Source organism: Enterobacter sp. R-25 (assembly GCF_049913205.1).
Taxonomy (GTDB): Bacteria; Pseudomonadota; Gammaproteobacteria; order Enterobacterales; family Enterobacteriaceae; genus Enterobacter; species Enterobacter ludwigii.
In genome coordinates, this window is sequence record NZ_CP183982.1 from 607,399 (window position 1) to 622,707 (window position 15,309).

General features: G+C 54.4%; 16 protein-coding genes and 3 tRNA genes. 11 read left to right on the forward strand and 8 right to left on the reverse strand.

Features of this window, described 5'->3' with window-relative positions; translation table 11 throughout:
- Position 1: 1 nt before the first annotated feature.
- Entirely contained in the window at positions 2 to 790 is a 789-nt protein-coding gene (gene fhuF / locus ACN9MQ_RS02895) for a siderophore-iron reductase FhuF (RefSeq protein ID WP_020885292.1), read from the reverse strand.
- Positions 791 to 884: 94 nt separating this feature from the next.
- The gene (locus ACN9MQ_RS02900; protein WP_025205608.1) at positions 885 to 1,949 is read right to left on the reverse strand and encodes a GGDEF domain-containing protein; all 1,065 of its coding nucleotides are present in this window, start codon (positions 1,947 to 1,949) and stop codon (positions 885 to 887) included.
- Between the two features lie 215 nt (positions 1,950 to 2,164).
- Between ACN9MQ_RS02900 and ACN9MQ_RS02905 the strand changes: the two genes are divergently transcribed.
- The gene (locus tag ACN9MQ_RS02905; protein ID WP_063156962.1) at positions 2,165 to 2,434 is read left to right on the forward strand and encodes a DUF1435 domain-containing protein; all 270 of its coding nucleotides are present in this window, start codon (positions 2,165 to 2,167) and stop codon (positions 2,432 to 2,434) included.
- 40 nt (positions 2,435 to 2,474) lie between these two features.
- On the opposite strand, the gene ACN9MQ_RS02910 is transcribed toward ACN9MQ_RS02905, so the two are convergent.
- The 4 genes from ACN9MQ_RS02910 to rsmC all read right to left on the reverse strand — a co-directional run bounded on the left by ACN9MQ_RS02910 (position 2,475) and on the right by rsmC (position 3,997).
- Positions 2,475 to 2,561, reverse strand: a tRNA-Leu gene (locus ACN9MQ_RS02910).
- A 32-nt stretch (positions 2,562 to 2,593) separates the two neighbouring features.
- Positions 2,594 to 2,680 (reverse strand) — tRNA-Leu (locus ACN9MQ_RS02915).
- A 28-nt stretch (positions 2,681 to 2,708) separates the two neighbouring features.
- A tRNA-Leu gene (locus ACN9MQ_RS02920) sits at positions 2,709 to 2,795 on the reverse strand.
- A gap of 173 nt (positions 2,796 to 2,968) precedes the next feature.
- Positions 2,969 to 3,997: a 16S rRNA (guanine(1207)-N(2))-methyltransferase RsmC gene (gene rsmC / locus ACN9MQ_RS02925; protein ID WP_014168516.1), complete on the reverse strand. Its 1,029-nt coding sequence runs from the start codon at positions 3,995 to 3,997 to the stop codon at positions 2,969 to 2,971.
- A 102-nt stretch (positions 3,998 to 4,099) separates the two neighbouring features.
- Between rsmC and ACN9MQ_RS02930 the strand changes: the two genes are divergently transcribed.
- From ACN9MQ_RS02930 to ACN9MQ_RS02965, 8 genes are all read left to right on the forward strand, one after another.
- Positions 4,100 to 4,513, forward strand: coding sequence for a DNA polymerase III subunit psi (locus ACN9MQ_RS02930; protein WP_014168517.1), 414 nt, complete (start codon positions 4,100 to 4,102; stop codon positions 4,511 to 4,513).
- Positions 4,482 to 4,925, forward strand: a complete 444-nt coding sequence (gene rimI, locus ACN9MQ_RS02935) for a ribosomal protein S18-alanine N-acetyltransferase (RefSeq protein WP_020885288.1) — start codon at positions 4,482 to 4,484, stop codon at positions 4,923 to 4,925. The genes ACN9MQ_RS02930 and rimI overlap by 32 nt, the downstream gene beginning before the upstream one ends.
- A 19-nt stretch (positions 4,926 to 4,944) precedes the next feature.
- A complete protein-coding gene (gene yjjG / locus ACN9MQ_RS02940) occupies positions 4,945 to 5,622 on the forward strand; it encodes a pyrimidine 5'-nucleotidase (protein ID WP_014168519.1) in 678 nt (225 codons plus the stop codon).
- A gap of 91 nt (positions 5,623 to 5,713) precedes the next feature.
- On the forward strand, positions 5,714 to 7,303 hold the full coding sequence (prfC, locus tag ACN9MQ_RS02945; RefSeq protein ID WP_014168520.1) for a peptide chain release factor 3: 1,590 nt from the start codon (positions 5,714 to 5,716) through the stop codon (positions 7,301 to 7,303).
- Between the two features lie 303 nt (positions 7,304 to 7,606).
- Positions 7,607 to 8,224, forward strand: coding sequence for a molecular chaperone OsmY (osmY, locus tag ACN9MQ_RS02950; RefSeq protein WP_020885287.1), 618 nt, complete (start codon positions 7,607 to 7,609; stop codon positions 8,222 to 8,224).
- Positions 8,225 to 8,353: 129 nt separating this feature from the next.
- Positions 8,354 to 8,515 carry a DUF1328 domain-containing protein gene (locus ACN9MQ_RS02955; protein WP_003856556.1) on the forward strand — a complete coding sequence of 54 codons (162 nt, stop codon included), beginning with the start codon at positions 8,354 to 8,356 and terminating at the stop codon, positions 8,513 to 8,515.
- A 120-nt stretch (positions 8,516 to 8,635) separates the two neighbouring features.
- On the forward strand, positions 8,636 to 9,688 hold the full coding sequence (locus tag ACN9MQ_RS02960) for a patatin-like phospholipase family protein (RefSeq protein WP_025205520.1): 1,053 nt from the start codon (positions 8,636 to 8,638) through the stop codon (positions 9,686 to 9,688).
- Complete coding sequence (locus tag ACN9MQ_RS02965) at positions 9,685 to 10,467, forward strand: metal-dependent hydrolase (RefSeq protein WP_196087617.1); 783 nt, start codon at positions 9,685 to 9,687, stop codon at positions 10,465 to 10,467. Before ACN9MQ_RS02960 ends, ACN9MQ_RS02965 begins: the two co-directional genes overlap by 4 nt.
- Here ACN9MQ_RS02965 and ACN9MQ_RS02970 read toward each other — a convergent pair.
- Both ACN9MQ_RS02970 and ACN9MQ_RS02975 read right to left on the reverse strand, forming a co-directional pair.
- Positions 10,462 to 11,322, reverse strand: a complete 861-nt coding sequence (locus ACN9MQ_RS02970) for a YjjW family glycine radical enzyme activase (RefSeq protein ID WP_020885284.1) — start codon at positions 11,320 to 11,322, stop codon at positions 10,462 to 10,464. The two genes, ACN9MQ_RS02965 and ACN9MQ_RS02970, sit on opposite strands and share 6 nt — an antisense overlap.
- Positions 11,297 to 12,844, reverse strand: a complete 1,548-nt coding sequence (locus ACN9MQ_RS02975) for a YjjI family glycine radical enzyme (RefSeq protein WP_316992671.1) — start codon at positions 12,842 to 12,844, stop codon at positions 11,297 to 11,299. Before ACN9MQ_RS02975 ends, ACN9MQ_RS02970 begins: the two co-directional genes overlap by 26 nt.
- 261 nt (positions 12,845 to 13,105) lie before the next feature.
- Between ACN9MQ_RS02975 and deoC the strand changes: the two genes are divergently transcribed.
- On the forward strand, positions 13,106 to 13,885 hold the full coding sequence (deoC, locus tag ACN9MQ_RS02980; protein ID WP_020885282.1) for a deoxyribose-phosphate aldolase: 780 nt from the start codon (positions 13,106 to 13,108) through the stop codon (positions 13,883 to 13,885).
- A gap of 56 nt (positions 13,886 to 13,941) precedes the next feature.
- Complete coding sequence (gene deoA, locus ACN9MQ_RS02985; RefSeq protein ID WP_014168528.1) at positions 13,942 to 15,264, forward strand: thymidine phosphorylase; 1,323 nt, start codon at positions 13,942 to 13,944, stop codon at positions 15,262 to 15,264.
- Positions 15,265 to 15,309 lie beyond the last annotated feature (45 nt).

Sequence of the window (15,309 nt, forward strand, 5' to 3'; positions counted from 1 at the left end):
CTTACTTGAGCGTACAATCTCCACACTGCTGAACGTCCGGCAGGCGATAACGCTGGCAGCAGGTGCGACGAACCAGAAGCCCGTCACGAAGGACCACGGTGCGGAATAACGGGTTATCGCGGCCATCGGAAAGCTGTTTTGCAAAGAAACAGGACTGGCGCAGGGCCTCGACCTTCTCATCACCGAGCAGAGGTTTCATTTCCGTCAAATACCAGTGGATTAAATACCCGGTATTGCTCCAGATAAGCTTCCCGTTGATTTCCCCCGTCTCTTCCAGCGCATCCACTACCGGGATCAGGGCGCGAGTTATGAGCTGCTCCATACGTTCCTGAGCAGAGAGGTGCTCCGCGTTCTGGTCTTCGTGGAGATCAATCCAGAAACAGGCCGCACGGCCGGTCTCGTGGAACTCGACATGAAAATATTCCGGGGAGAGTTCCAGCATGCCCTTTTGAGTGAGCAGCGCCAGCATGAGTGGGGGCACCATCAGCCCGATATACCACTGCGCCCAGAGGGAGAGCAGGGGTTTGTTTTCCCGCGTAAGGGTCGGTTGATTGCGATAGATATGGTCGGAATAGGTTGCCAGCAACGACTGCAGTGTCGACGGCTGTCGCCACTCTTCCAGCGTCATGGCGTGGTGCGGGTGCGCTTCATCCAGCCTGATAAAGTCCAGCAGGTGGGCGCGGGTTTTAGCGATCTTATCCCTGATGGCATCCGCAAGCGAAACATTCCCGGTGGGGAGGCGGGCTCTCCAGAGAAGTGGTTCAACGATTTGTGCGGTATGAGTGGCCATAGTATAGATACAAATCTAAATGATAATGATTGCCAATCCTAACTATTGCTCATACCGATGGCAAGACTTTTGTCCTCGTTATATGACGCCGCGCTTACGCGGTCTGAAGCTCTTCGCTCAGCAGGATGTTATTGCGCCCCATATGCTTTGCTTCGTAGAGGGCTTTGTCCGCTTTCTCCAGTGCGCCTTCGGCGTCTTCATCCTCAAAAATGGCAATCCCAATGCTGATGGTGACGTTTGTCGCCACGCTTTCATTAAACATATGCGGGATTTTTAAATCGTAGACTTTCTGGCGGATCCGCTCTGCCGTCTGGCGGGCATGCTCAAGAGAAATATTGGTCAGCAGAACCATAAATTCTTCCCCGCCGAAGCGCGCCACAATATCACGTGAACGCACGGCATCACGGATGGCAGCAGAGACCCGGATCAGCGCCTGGTCGCCCATCATATGGCCGTAGTGGTCGTTGTAGGCTTTAAAGTGGTCAATATCCATCAGCAGGACAAAGTGCTCGCCGTTCTCCACTGCCGGAAGATTCTCCAGCCGGCTTTGCAGTCCGCGACGGTTATAAAGGCCGGTAAGCGGGTCCATCATGCTCAGATCGGTGAGGGTCTCACGCTCCTCCAGCAAACGGGAGAGCAGTTCCTGCGCGAAGCGATCGTTACGTCTTTGCAAAATGTTATGAATCGCAATTGCTACCACAGGAAGTGCGAAAGAATAGGTCATTCTCAGCCATATATCATGATTACTTAACCACAGGCAGACAATAAAGGTGGGGAAGGAGTGCAGCGTAAATGCTTTGATATTACTGGCGAAGGCCAGCGTACCAATAAACAGTACCGTTAATAATGCCATGATCAAATAGGTCGCCTGATCGTGGGTAATTAACGAAAATTTCGAGGCCACCTGCCACGCCCATAAAATACCGAAGATCGCTGAAACGGCAGGAATATTTACCTTGCGGGTTCTCTTTTTCCAGTGCCAGACGAGCAGCCCGGTGCTGATAACAAAAATAGAAATCAGGGGGACTGATAACAGGCGAATAGAATAGAGCGGGTTTGTTACCGAGAACACAGCAGAGGTCGCGTTCAGAAATAAAAATAAACGTAACGATAATTGATATTTACTGTGGACCAAAGACCGCCAGGATTGTGATGTCATAGTAGTGCGTTTTTATTAATATTTAATTAAAACAGGTAAATAGGTGTTGTTTCGCAATGAAAGATGCAAAAAACTCAAAGAGTAATTATCAGAAAATCTTTAGGTCTAGTTAACAGGTGAGCAATTTATCACCTTAGGCATTTCCTGTCATTACAGGAAAGGTAAAGGGGGAGAGTTTTTGATTAATCGTGCTGACAAATGATAATTGATATCATATGATATTGGTTATCATTATCAGTGTGAGAGGGCGAACCATGTTGAACAGGGCGCTGGGAAGTGGTTGGGGAGTGTTATTGCCGGGGGTGATTCTTGGCGGTCTGATGTTTGCCGATCTCTCCATTGATGTCTGGAAAGCCCTCATTGTGTCAGGACTGTTAGTGACGTCAGGGATGATCTGGCATAAACAGCTGCGCCACTTTGTGTTACTGCCGTCATGCGTAGCACTGGTCAGTGGAATTCTGGTGATACTGATGAGTTTGAAATAAGCGGAAAGCGAGAAGAACGTCAGAAAGGATGTAAGATAATTGGTGCGAGGGGGGGGACTTGAACCCCCACGTCCGTAAGGACACTAACACCTGAAGCTAGCGCGTCTACCAATTCCGCCACCTTCGCACAGTCATCTTACTTTTTTGATATCGCCTCGTTGGTGCGAGGGGGGGGACTTGAACCCCCACGTCCGTAAGAACACTAACACCTGAAGCTAGCGCGTCTACCAATTCCGCCACCTTCGCCCAGTGCGAGCAATATCAACGTGATTTATGGTGCGAGGGGGGGGACTTGAACCCCCACGTCCGTAAGGACACTAACACCTGAAGCTAGCGCGTCTACCAATTCCGCCACCTTCGCATACCATCGACACTGTAAAAGTATCGTAACCACGGAGGCGCATTCTAGATGTTTTCAGCTTTACGTCAACAGAAAAATGCGCACGCTGTTTTGATTGCTGCAAAAATGGCCGATGGTAGCGCCCGGTTTTGCCGGATAGCGGTTACGCGTATCCGGCCTGCCAGATAAGGGGATTACTTCTTAGCCTGACGCGTCATCACGGTGCGGTAAACCTTAAAGCGACCCGTCTGGGCGATGACTTCATGGAAGCCAAAGGTTTCATCCAGCACTTTCGGGTACGGCAAGAAGGCGTTAGCCACGATACGCAGTTCACCCCCGCTGTTCAGATGACGTACTGCACCACGGATCAGCGTTTGCGCCGCTTCAAGGCTGGTTTCCATACCATCGTGGAACGGCGGGTTGGAGATGATCATGTCGAAACGGCCATTCACATCAGAGAAGACGTTGCTGGCAAACACGTCGCCTTCCAGGCCGTTTGCAGCAAGCGTTGCGCGGCTTGCTTCAACCGCCGGGGCGCTCACATCGCACAGGGTTAAGCGCACTTTTGGCGAATGGCTCGCCAGTACGGTCGCCAGTACACCCGCGCCACAGCCGACATCCAGCACTTTGCCTTTCGTATGCGGCGTCAGGGTGGAGAGCAGCAGCTGGCTGCCCACGTCCAGACCGTCGCGGCTGAAGACGCCTGGCAGAGTTTTAATGGTCAGACCGTCAAGCTGATACTCATCCCAGAATTTCTCAGCATCAAAGGTCGCCTGTTTTTCCAGACGGCCGTGATACAGGCCACAGCGACGGGCGCTGTCGATTTTATTCAGCTGCGCATAGCCTTCCAGCATCTGTTCTGCGCTACGAACGCCGCTGCGGTTCTCACCGACCACAAAAATATCGCAGCCAACGGGCAGCAGAGAAAGCAGGTTCATCAGCTGGAACTGGGCTTCTGGCTTGTTCTTCGGCCAGTAGTAGATGAGCGTGTCGCAGTCGGCGATGTCGCTCTGTTCAGCGACCAGGCTAAAGCGCGCGCGGTCGTCCATCTGGCGGCTCAGTACCTGCCAGTGGTGGTAGTATTGGGTGTGGGCACGGCTTTCAGCACAGTCGAAACGTGCGGGCAGGTCATCCTGCATATCTCCGGCAAACAGAATACGGCTTTCTTCGAAATCATCACTGTGACGCAGCAAGACTTCACTTGCCGGGGTAAATGCAGACATGAATTGTTCCTCAATTAACTCAGGCGGGGATTATAGTAGGTAGATGGCGCAGTTTCGACACATTTGCTATATTTGCGCGCCTGAGAGACAGGAGTTTTCCCTATGACATCCCGACGAGACTGGCAGTTGCAGCAACTGGGCATCACCCAGTGGGCCTTGCGTCGCCCGACGGCGTTGCAGGGCGAAATCGCCATCTCCATCCCTGCGCACGTCCGGCTGGTGATGGTGGCGGAGGAACTGCCTGCCCTGAATGAACCCCTTATTGGTGATGTCCTTCGTAGCCTGAAGCTGACCACTGAACAGGTTTTACAGCTTACGCCAGACAGGGTCACCATGCTGCCATCCGACAGCCGCTGCAACAGCTGGCGTATGGGAGACATCGATGAGGTCTCCCTGGAAGGGAGCCAGATCTGCTCGCCAGCGCTGGACGAACTGAAAGCCAACCCAAAAGCGCGCAGCGCGCTATGGCAACAAATCTGCGAATATGAACACGATTTCTTCCCTCACGACGCCTGATCTGACCGCGGCGTACGCGATTGAAACGCGCGCCCATGCTTTTCCATGGAGCGAAAAAACCCTCGCCAGCAATCAGGGCGAGCGGTATCTGAATTACCGTCTGGACGTCGACGGCACGATGGCCGCTTTTGCCATCACGCAGGTCGTTCTGGACGAAGCGACGCTGTTTAATATCGCGGTTGATCCCGCGTATCAGCGCCGGGGGCTGGGAAGAGAACTGCTTGAGCATCTCATTCGCGAGCTCGAAACCCGTGACGTTTTCACCCTGTGGCTGGAGGTGCGCGCGTCGAATGTCGCCGCCATCGCACTCTATGAAAGCTTGGGCTTTAACGAGGCGACTATCCGCCGTAACTACTACCCCACCGCAGAGGGACGTGAAGACGCCATCATAATGGCTCTGCCGCTTGGATAACTAAAATAAGGTTGTAACGATGAAATGGGACTGGATTTTCTTTGATGCCGACGAAACGCTGTTTACGTTTGACTCGTTTGGCGGCCTACAGCGGATGTTTCTCGATTATAGCGTTACCTTCACCGCTGAAGACTTTCAGGACTATCAGGCGGTAAACAAACCGCTGTGGGTGGATTACCAGAACGGTGCCATCACCGCGTTACAGCTGCAGCACCAGCGCTTTGATGTCTGGGCCGAGCGGTTAAACGTCAGCCCGGGTGCGCTTAACGATGCCTTCCTTAATGCCATGGCGGATATCTGCGCGCCGTTGCCGGGCGCGGTTTCCCTGCTGGACGCCCTGAAGGGCAAGGCGAAGCTGGGCATTATTACCAACGGGTTTACCGCCCTGCAGCAGATCCGCCTTGAGCGTACGGGCCTGCGCGATCATTTTGACGCGCTGGTGATCTCTGAAGAGGTGGGCGTACCTAAGCCGGATCCGCGTATTTTTGATTATGCGCTGGAACAAGCGGGCAATCCCGATCGTGAACGTGTGCTGATGGTCGGGGACACCGCGGAGTCGGATATTCGTGGCGGGATGAACGCCGGCCTGTCGACCGTCTGGCTGAATGCACACGGTCGCACGTTGCCGGAAGGTATCCAGCCGACCTGGACCGTCACGTCATTGAACGAACTGGAGCAGCTCCTGTGTAAACAATGATTGCCTGCCCCCCATTGATGGGTAAAATAGCCGCATTTTTCGTATCCCATGATGCGCGGCCTGACGCCGCGCTTATATAGAAGATTTCATTATGACGTTGTCTCCTTATCTGCAAGAGGTGGCCAGGCGCCGTACTTTTGCCATTATCTCTCACCCGGATGCCGGTAAAACGACCATCACCGAGAAGGTGTTACTGTTCGGACAGGCGATTCAGACTGCGGGTACCGTAAAAGGCCGTGGTTCCAACCAGCATGCAAAATCTGACTGGATGGAGATGGAAAAGCAGCGTGGTATTTCCATTACCACCTCCGTGATGCAGTTCCCGTATCATGATTGCCTGGTCAACCTGCTGGATACCCCAGGGCACGAAGACTTCTCGGAAGATACCTACCGTACGCTGACGGCGGTGGACTGCTGTCTGATGGTCATCGACGCCGCGAAAGGGGTAGAAGATCGTACCCGTAAGCTGATGGAAGTTACCCGTCTGCGCGATACGCCGATCCTCACCTTTATGAACAAACTCGACCGTGACATCCGCGACCCGATGGAGCTGATGGATGAAGTGGAAAACGAGCTGAAAATTGCCTGCGCGCCTATCACCTGGCCCATTGGCTGCGGCAAGCTGTTCAAGGGTGTCTATCACCTTTATAAAGACGAAACCTATCTTTACCAGACCGGTAAAGGCCATACCATTCAGGAAGTCCGTATCGTAAAAGGTCTGGATAACCCGGAGCTGGATGCGGCTGTGGGTGAAGAGCTGGCCGCGCAGCTGCGTGACGAGCTGGAGCTGGTTCAAGGTGCATCTCACGAATTCGACAGAGAGCTGTTCCTGAGCGGTGAAATCACCCCGGTCTTCTTTGGTACCGCGCTGGGTAACTTCGGCGTTGACCATATGCTTGACGGCCTGGTGGAGTGGGCGCCACAACCGATGTCACGTAAAACTGACACCCGTGAAGTGGAAGCGAAAGAAGAGAAGTTCACCGGTTTCGTCTTTAAAATTCAGGCCAACATGGACCCGAAACACCGTGACCGTGTCGCCTTTATGCGCGTGGTGTCCGGTAAGTATGAAAAGGGCATGAAGCTGCGTCAGGTACGTATCGGTAAAGATGTGGTGATCTCCGACGCGCTGACCTTTATGGCGGGCGACCGTTCGCACGTTGAAGAAGCCTATCCGGGCGACATCATCGGTCTGCACAACCACGGTACGATTCAGATCGGCGATACCTTCACCCAGGGTGAAATGATGAAGTTCACCGGTATTCCGAACTTCGCACCGGAACTGTTCCGTCGTATTCGCCTGCGCGATCCGCTGAAGCAGAAACAGCTGCTGAAAGGGCTGGTTCAGCTTTCCGAAGAGGGCGCTGTCCAGGTGTTCCGCCCTATCGCTAACAACGATCTGATCGTAGGCGCTGTCGGTGTGCTGCAGTTCGACGTGGTCGTTGCGCGTCTGAAGAGCGAGTACAACGTGGAAGCGATCTATGAATCGGTTAACGTGGCGACCGCGCGCTGGGTAGAGTGTTCTGACGTGAAGAAATTCGAAGAATTTAAACGTAAGAACGAAGTGCAGCTGGCGCTGGATGGCGGTGATAACCTGACGTATATCGCCCCAACCATGGTCAATCTTAACCTGACGCAGGAACGTTATCCTGATGTCCAGTTCCGCAAAACGCGCGAACACTGATCCCCTCTCAGAGCACGGCAATCGCCGTGCTCTTCTTTATTTCCTGTCTTATTAATCTCTTGCGGAATGTTCTTAATTCAACATTATTTCGCGTCTTTTGCTCGTTTTTTACCCAAATCTGAAAGCGGCACTGTGAGAGTGATCTATATTTAACTCAGTGTTTAACACCGGGCGTGGATGAATTAACTGTTCAATGCATGACTTTGGGTTCTCCATTTTGCCCGTGTGTTCATTCGCAATATATAAAACTAGCAATTAGGGAAGTATGTCGCCCGAATGACGGGTATACACAGGAATACATCGATGAATATGACAAGACTGAAGATTTCTAAAACTCTGCTGGCTGTGACACTGGGTAGCATCCTGGTAAGTGGTTCTGCTCTGGCTGAAACCAGCACTATGGATAAAGCGCAGTCCACCGCCGATACCGCAGGGCAAAAAATCGATAGCTCTATGAATAAAGTCGGTAATTTCATGGATGACAGCTCAATCACAGCAAAAGTGAAAGCCGCACTGGTGGATGATGAAGCTATCAAGAGCACCGATATTTCCGTTAAAACTGACAAGAAAGTTGTCACCCTGAGTGGTTTTGTAGAAAGCCAGGCCCAGGCCGAACAGGCGGTAAAAGTGGCGAAGGGTGTTGAAGGTGTAGCGTCCGTGAGCGACAAACTGCACGTTCGGGACAGCAAAAACGCGTCGGTGAAAGGTTATGCCGGAGATGCAGCCACCACCAGCGAAATCAAAGCTAAACTTTTAGCAGATGACATCGTGCCATCTCGTAAAGTGAAAGTGGAAACCACCGATGGCGTGGTTCAGCTTTCCGGTACGGTCGATTCTCAGGCGCAAAGTGAGCGCGCCGAGTCCATCGCGAAAGCGATCGATGGTGTTAAAAGCGTTAAAAACGATCTGAAAACGAAGTAAATCTGCACCATTCGCCCGTCTGGCTAACGTCAGCGGGCGAAATAAAAATGACTCTGGAAAATCGCCGGTGAGTGACCTGAGCGCGCTCACATTTAGCGGCCGACATTAACTATGGTAAAGGAGAAGCTTATGTTTCGTTGGGGCATTATATTTCTGGTTATCGCGTTAATTGCCGCCGCATTGGGCTTTGGTGGTCTGGCAGGTACAGCGGCATGGGCAGCAAAAATTGTCTTCGTCGTGGGTATCATTCTGTTCCTGGTCAGCCTGTTTACGGGTCGTCGACGTCCGTAGCAAACGCAATATTCCTTCAACAAAAAAAAGCCAGTCCTCGTGACTGGCTTTTTCTTGTTTCAGTCGCTGGTCGGGTGCGCTACTGTGTCATAACAGAAAAATGAAAACAGGAAAGCAGAGGTGGGGCAACGAATTCCCGTTACGCTCGGCAATATTGCGCCGCTGGCGTTAAAGCCGTTTCGCGCAGGCCCGCTTGCGCTGGTGTGTGAAGGTGGCGGACAGCGCGGCATTTTTACGGCCGGTGTGCTGGACGAGTTTATGCGCGCGCAATTCAACCCGTTTGACCTGTACTTCGGGACCTCTGCCGGGGCGCAAAACCTCTCTGCTTATGTCTGTAACCAGCCCGGCTACGCGCGAAAAGTGATCATGCGCTACACCACGGCGAAAGAATTTTTCAACCCGGTGCGCTTTGTGCGTGGCGGGAACCTGATTGACCTTGACTGGCTGCTGGATTCGACCTCAAGCCAGATGCCGCTGGCAATGGATACGGCGGCGCGCCTGTTCGACAGCGGAAAAGAGTTCTGGATGTGCGCCAGCCGTGGTGATGACTACACGCCGGGGTATTTCTCTCCTCAAAAAGAGAACTGGCTGGATATCATTCGCGCCTCCAGCGCCATTCCCGGTTTCTATCGTTCCGGCGCGCTGCTGGACGGCATCAGCTATCTGGACGGCGGCATCAGTGACGCGGTGCCGGTACAGGAAGCTGCGCGACGCGGGGCAAAAACCATTGTGGTGATCCGCACCGTCCCGTCGCAAATGTACTATACCCCGCAATGGTTTAAACGCATGGAGCGCTGGTTAGGCGACAGCAGCCTGCAACATCTGGTCAATATCGCGAAGCAGCATGAAACGACCTACGGCGCCATGCAGCGCTTTATTGAAAAACCGCCGGGTAAGCTGCGTATATTTGAAATTTACCCGCCTAAACCGCTGGTCAGTATGGCGCTGGGCAGCCGCGTTCCTGCGCTGCGTACCGATTATAAAACGGGGCGTCTGTGCGGGCGTTACTTCCTGGCGACAATAGGCAAACTGCTGGCTGAACAACCGCCTATACATCGTCATAAAGCCATTATTACCCCACCGGCGGTGGTGGCGAATGATGCGCTGGCGATGCCGCTGGTGGATGCTCCGCAGGCGAATGACGCATTGTTAGATAATGAGGATCTGGCGTGACGTACCGGTTTATCGATACCCACTGTCATTTTGATTTTCCACCGTTTACGGGGGATGAAGAGCAAAGCATCACGCGAGCTGCACAAGCCGGCGTAGAGGCGATAATTGTGCCGGCGGTTGAAGCGGCATACTTTGAGCGGGTACTGGATCTCTCAAGGCGGCACCAGGCGCTGTACGCCGCGCTCGGCCTGCATCCCATTGTGATTGAACACCATCTTGATGAGCATATCGACGCGCTGGACGCCATTGTGCAGACGGCTGGCGACAAACTTGTCGCCATCGGTGAGATCGGCCTCGATCTCTATCGCGACGATCCGCAGTTTGCGCGCCAACAGACGATCCTTGATGCGCAGCTGCGGCTGGCGAAGCGCTACGATCTGCCGGTGATCCTTCACTCCCGCCGAACCCATGACAAACTGGCAATGCATCTGAAGCGTATCGATCTTCCGCGAAGGGGCGTTGTGCACGGCTTTTCAGGGAGCCTGCAGCAGGCGCAGCGCTTTATTGCGCTGGGCTATAAAATTGGCGTCGGGGGTACCATCACCTATCCACGCGCCAGTAAAACCCGCGATGTGATGGCGCAGCTGCCGCTCGAAGCATTATTACTGGAAACCGATGCACCGGATATGCCGCTCAACGGTTTTCAGGGGCAGCCAAATCGCCCGGAGCAGGCCGCTCGGGTCTTTGACACGCTTTGTGAGCTGCGCGAGGAGCCGGAAGAGGTGATTGCGCATGCCCTGCTGGAGAATACCCGCGCGGTATTTGGTATTACATTATAGATAAAGCGCCGGTCGGATCACCACGATTTGCTGTTGTTCCAGCGCCCGCGCCAGCGGCTCAATATCTTCGGGCGTGGCGCTGCGCCAGGACGCCGCTTCACCGTAAACGCCGTGAGCATGAAAGGCGTTAATGCGTACCGGGACATTGCCCAACGCGTGGATAAACGCCGTCAGCGCTTTGAGATGCTCCAGATAATCGCATTGCTCCGGGATCACCAGTAATCGCAGTTCCGCCAGCCGCTGGTGGTGTGCCAGCCAGCGGATACTGTGCTTAATCTGCGGATTTTCGCGTCCGGTCAGGAAGCGATGGTGTTCGTTCCCCCAGGCCTTCAAATCCACCATTGCCCCGTCGAATACCGGCAGCAGTTTTTGCCAGCCGGTTTCCCCTAACAGACCGTTGCTGTCCACCAGGCACGTCAGGTGTTGCAGGGCGGGATCGGCTTTGATCGCCGTGAAGAGCGCCACCAGGAACGGTAGCTGCGTTGTCGCTTCACCGCCGCTCACGGTAATGCCCTCAATAAAGGGTGCGGATTTAGAGAGCTGAGTGAGGATCTCGTCGACGCTAAAACGGTGCGCCATTGGCGTTGCCTGCTGCTGGCACAACTGCAGGCAGGTATCACACTGCTGACACTGACTCTCCTGCCACCAGACCCGCCCGGCCTGTATATTCAGTGCATCGTGCGGACAGTGGGGTACGCAGTCGCCACAGTCGTTGCAGCGTCCGATGGTCCACGGATTGTGGCAGGTTTTGCAGCGCAGGTTGCAGCCCTGGAGAAACAGAGCCAGGCGGCTGCCCGGCCCGTCCACGCAGGAGAAGGGGATCACCTGACTAACTAAAGCGCATCTGCTGTTCATGGCTTATCACGCGTGGCTGGCGCTCCAGGATGCGGGTATGTCGGGCGGCTTCTTCTCCAAGCCAGGTGGTGTTAGTGCGTGACCCTGCTTCACGGTATTTCTCCAGGTCGGACAACCGCACCATATATCCGGTCACGCGTACCAGATCGTTACCGGCCACGTTGGCGGTGAACTCCCGCATTCCGGCATTGAACGCACCCAGACACAGTTGTACCACGGCCTGTGGGTTGCGTTTTACCGTCTCGTCCAGCGTCAGGATATCGCTAATCCCGGCGTGATAGTGCTTGTGGTGTGGCGCCACGCTCAGCAGGTGGCTAATCGGGTCCGGTTCCTCCCCGTAAGGCAACCGCGCGCCCGGCGTCGTACCGATATCAGAGCTTATTCCGGACTGGGCATGCAGCATCGCACGCTGTTTCCAGCCGTATTTCACCGGTGTGTTTTCAACAAACGCCGCGAGCTGCTCGCTGATGCGATACCCCAGCGCGTTGGCCTGGTCGTCTTTACCGTAACGGCCCGGTGACCCCGCTTTCTCACACAGCACGTTCACCGCTTCGGCCAGACCGTACATGCCGAACATCGGCACAAAGCGGTCGGGATCAATCAGCCCCTCTTTTACGAGGAAGCTATTCTCAAAGAAGCCGGATTTTTTATACAGAAACTCGCAGCGGGCATTGATGACGGCCAGTTGCTGCTGGCAGTAGTGGGGCAACGTACGGGTAAAAAAGTCTTCGGGCGAGTCGCTGTGTTCGGCAATGGCCTTCAGGTTAAGGCGCACCAGCGTGCTGCCACCGCCTGCCAGCGGCAGGGAGTTGTAACAACTCACGATGCCATAACGGCCTTTTGTGAAAATTTTATCATTCACTGGGCCGTTAGAAATATGGGGTTTGCTGCATTCACAGAGATTTTCGGCCACCCTGAGCAGCAGCGAATCCGGCGTGATATCGGGATCATAAATAAAGGTCAGATTCGGTGCGACCTGCTTCAGATCTGCATCAGCGCGTAAAATCGCGCGGGTAACGGGCGTGTCCGCCGGGCCAATATTGGCATGCATAAACGCATCCGGAAGCGTTCTGTCGAGATAGCGCCAGAAACGTTTTATTCGGCTATCGATTTCTTCTTGTGTTAGAATCCTAACATACGGTTGCAGTAATGCATCAAGATGACCGAGGAAGACCGGCATCGATGTGACAGAAGGAACATGGTGGTACAGGATGGTCAGCAGTGAGAGCGCGTCATCCAGATCCTTTGCCCCTTCCAGTTCCAGCCATGCCGAGCCGTTGGCGAGGAATCTGGCGTAATCAGGCAGAACATAGCGCGGTTTATAAGGCGCATGGCCTTCGAACATGTCGCAGATAAATCCCTCTTCCAGCGCGGTGCGAGCGGCCTGAGGCAGCGCGGGGTAGGGAAGATGGTTCTCCGCCTCCAGCGCCAGAAAATGACGTTTTTGCTCGGGGGTCAATACCGGGCTTGTCACAATTTGCTGGCAACGTTGTTGCAGTGCGTGAGGGCTGGCGTGGGACATATTCGCTTCCTTTATGGTTCTGCGGATGATGACCGAATTGTAGGAAGTCATCCCGGGGGGACTTTTGATCCCACACCGGGTATCGCTGCTTTAATCAGCAGCGACAGCAGTAAAATTTGAAGTTCATCTCATTACAGTAATGCAAATTTGTACGCAGTTTTCATTAACTGTGATGAATGTCGAAGTGTAAGTGCGGCTGGATGTTAGAATAGTCACAGACCGCAAGGTGAAATTTATACGGCGATGCCGTTGGAGAATGTTATGACCGATTTAACTGCAAGCAGCCTGCGCGCGTTGAAACTGATGGACCTGACCACCCTGAATGATGACGACACCAATGAGAAAGTCATCGCCCTGTGCCATCAGGCGAAAACGCCCGTCGGGAACACTGCAGCCGTCTGTATCTACCCGCGCTTTATCCCCATTGCCCGTAAGACGCTGAAAGAGCAGGGCACGCCGGATGTACGCATTGCAACCGTGACTAACTTCCCGCACGGCAATGACGACATCGAGATTGCGCTGGCTGAAACGCGCGCGGCCATCGCGTACGGTGCTGACGAAGTGGACGTGGTATTCCCGTACCGTGCGCTGATCGCCGGTAACGAGCAGGTTGGTTTTGACCTGGTGAAAGCGTGTAAAGACGCTTGTGCAGCGGCAAACGTGCTGCTGAAAGTGATCATCGAAACCGGTGAGCTGAAAGAAGAAGCGCTGATCCGTAAAGCGTCAGAAATCTCCATCAACGCGGGTGCAGATTTCATCAAAACCTCTACCGGTAAAGTGCCGGTGAACGCAACGCCGGAAAGCGCGCGCATCATGATGGAAGTGATCCGTGATATGGGCGTGGAAAAAACCGTAGGCTTCAAACCTGCGGGCGGCGTGCGCACGGCTGAAGATGCGCAGCAGTTCCTGGCGATTGCCGACGAACTGTTTGGTCCGGCGTGGGCGGATTCCCGTCACTATCGCTTTGGTGCATCCAGCCTGCTGGCGAGCCTGCTGAAAGCGCTGGGTCACGGCGACGGTAAGAGCGCAAGCAGCTACTGATTTTTATCCTGCGGCGGGCCATCCGCCGCATTTAACCTGTTTTCTCGGGGGTTACCGTGTTTCTCGCACAAGAAATTATTCGTAAAAAACGTGATGGTCATGCATTAAGCGACGAAGAGATCCGCTTCTTTATCAATGGCATTCGTGATAACACCATCTCTGAAGGGCAGATTGCTGCTCTGGCGATGACCATTTTCTTCCACGATATGTCGATGCCTGAGCGTGTATCGCTGACCATGGCGATGCGAGATTCAGGAACCGTTCTGGACTGGAAAAGCCTTAACCTCAACGGCCCGATTGTGGATAAACACTCAACCGGCGGTGTAGGTGACGTGACGTCGCTGATGCTGGGCCCAATGGTGGCGGCCTGTGGTGGTTATATCCCCATGATCTCCGGGCGTGGCCTGGGACATACCGGCGGTACGCTGGACAAACTGGAAGCCATCCCGGGCTTCGATATCTTCCCGGATGACCATCGCTTCCGCGACATTATTAAAGACGTTGGTGTGGCGATTATCGGCCAGACCAGCTCTCTTGCTCCTGCAGACAAGCGCTTCTACGCGACCCGCGATATCACCGCGACCGTTGACTCTATTCCCCTGATTACCGCCTCTATCCTCGCCAAGAAACTGGCGGAAGGCCTGGATGCGCTGGTCATGGATGTGAAAGTGGGCAGCGGCGCCTTTATGCCGACCTATGAACTTTCCGCGGCGCTGGCAGAAGCCATTGTGGGCGTCTCCAACGGTGCGGGCGTGCGTACTACCGCCCTGCTGACGGACATGAACCAGGTGCTGGCGTCCAGCGCAGGCAACGCCGTGGAAGTGCGTGAAGCCGTGCAGTTCCTCACCGGTGAATACCGGAACCCGCGTCTGCTCGATGTCACCATGGCCTTGTGCGTGGAGATGCTGATCTCCGGCAAGCTCGCCAGCGATGATGCCGACGCACGCGCCAAACTTCAGGCGGTGCTGGATAACGGCAAAGCGGCAGAGATCTTCGGCCGCATGGTAGCGGCGCAGAAAGGCCCAACCGACTTCGTGGAACACTACGCGAAATACCTGCCAACGGCGACGCTCAGCAAAGCGGTCTACGCCGATACCGAAGGCTTTGTCTCGGCGATGGATACGCGCGCGCTCGGCATGGCGGTCGTGTCGATGGGCGGCGGTCGTCGTCAGGCCTCGGACACCATTGATTACAGCGTCGGCTTTACCGATATGGCGCGTCTGGGTGACAGCGTCGATGGTCAACGTCCGCTGGCCGTGATCCACGCGAAAGATGAAGCCAGCTGGCAGGAAGCGGCGAAGGCGGTGAAAGCGGCCATTACGCTTGATGATAAAGCACCGCAAAGCACACCGACTGTCTATCGCCGTATCACCGAATAGCGGTATACTGATCTGATCGATAATTTTTGAAGCACTACGTACGGA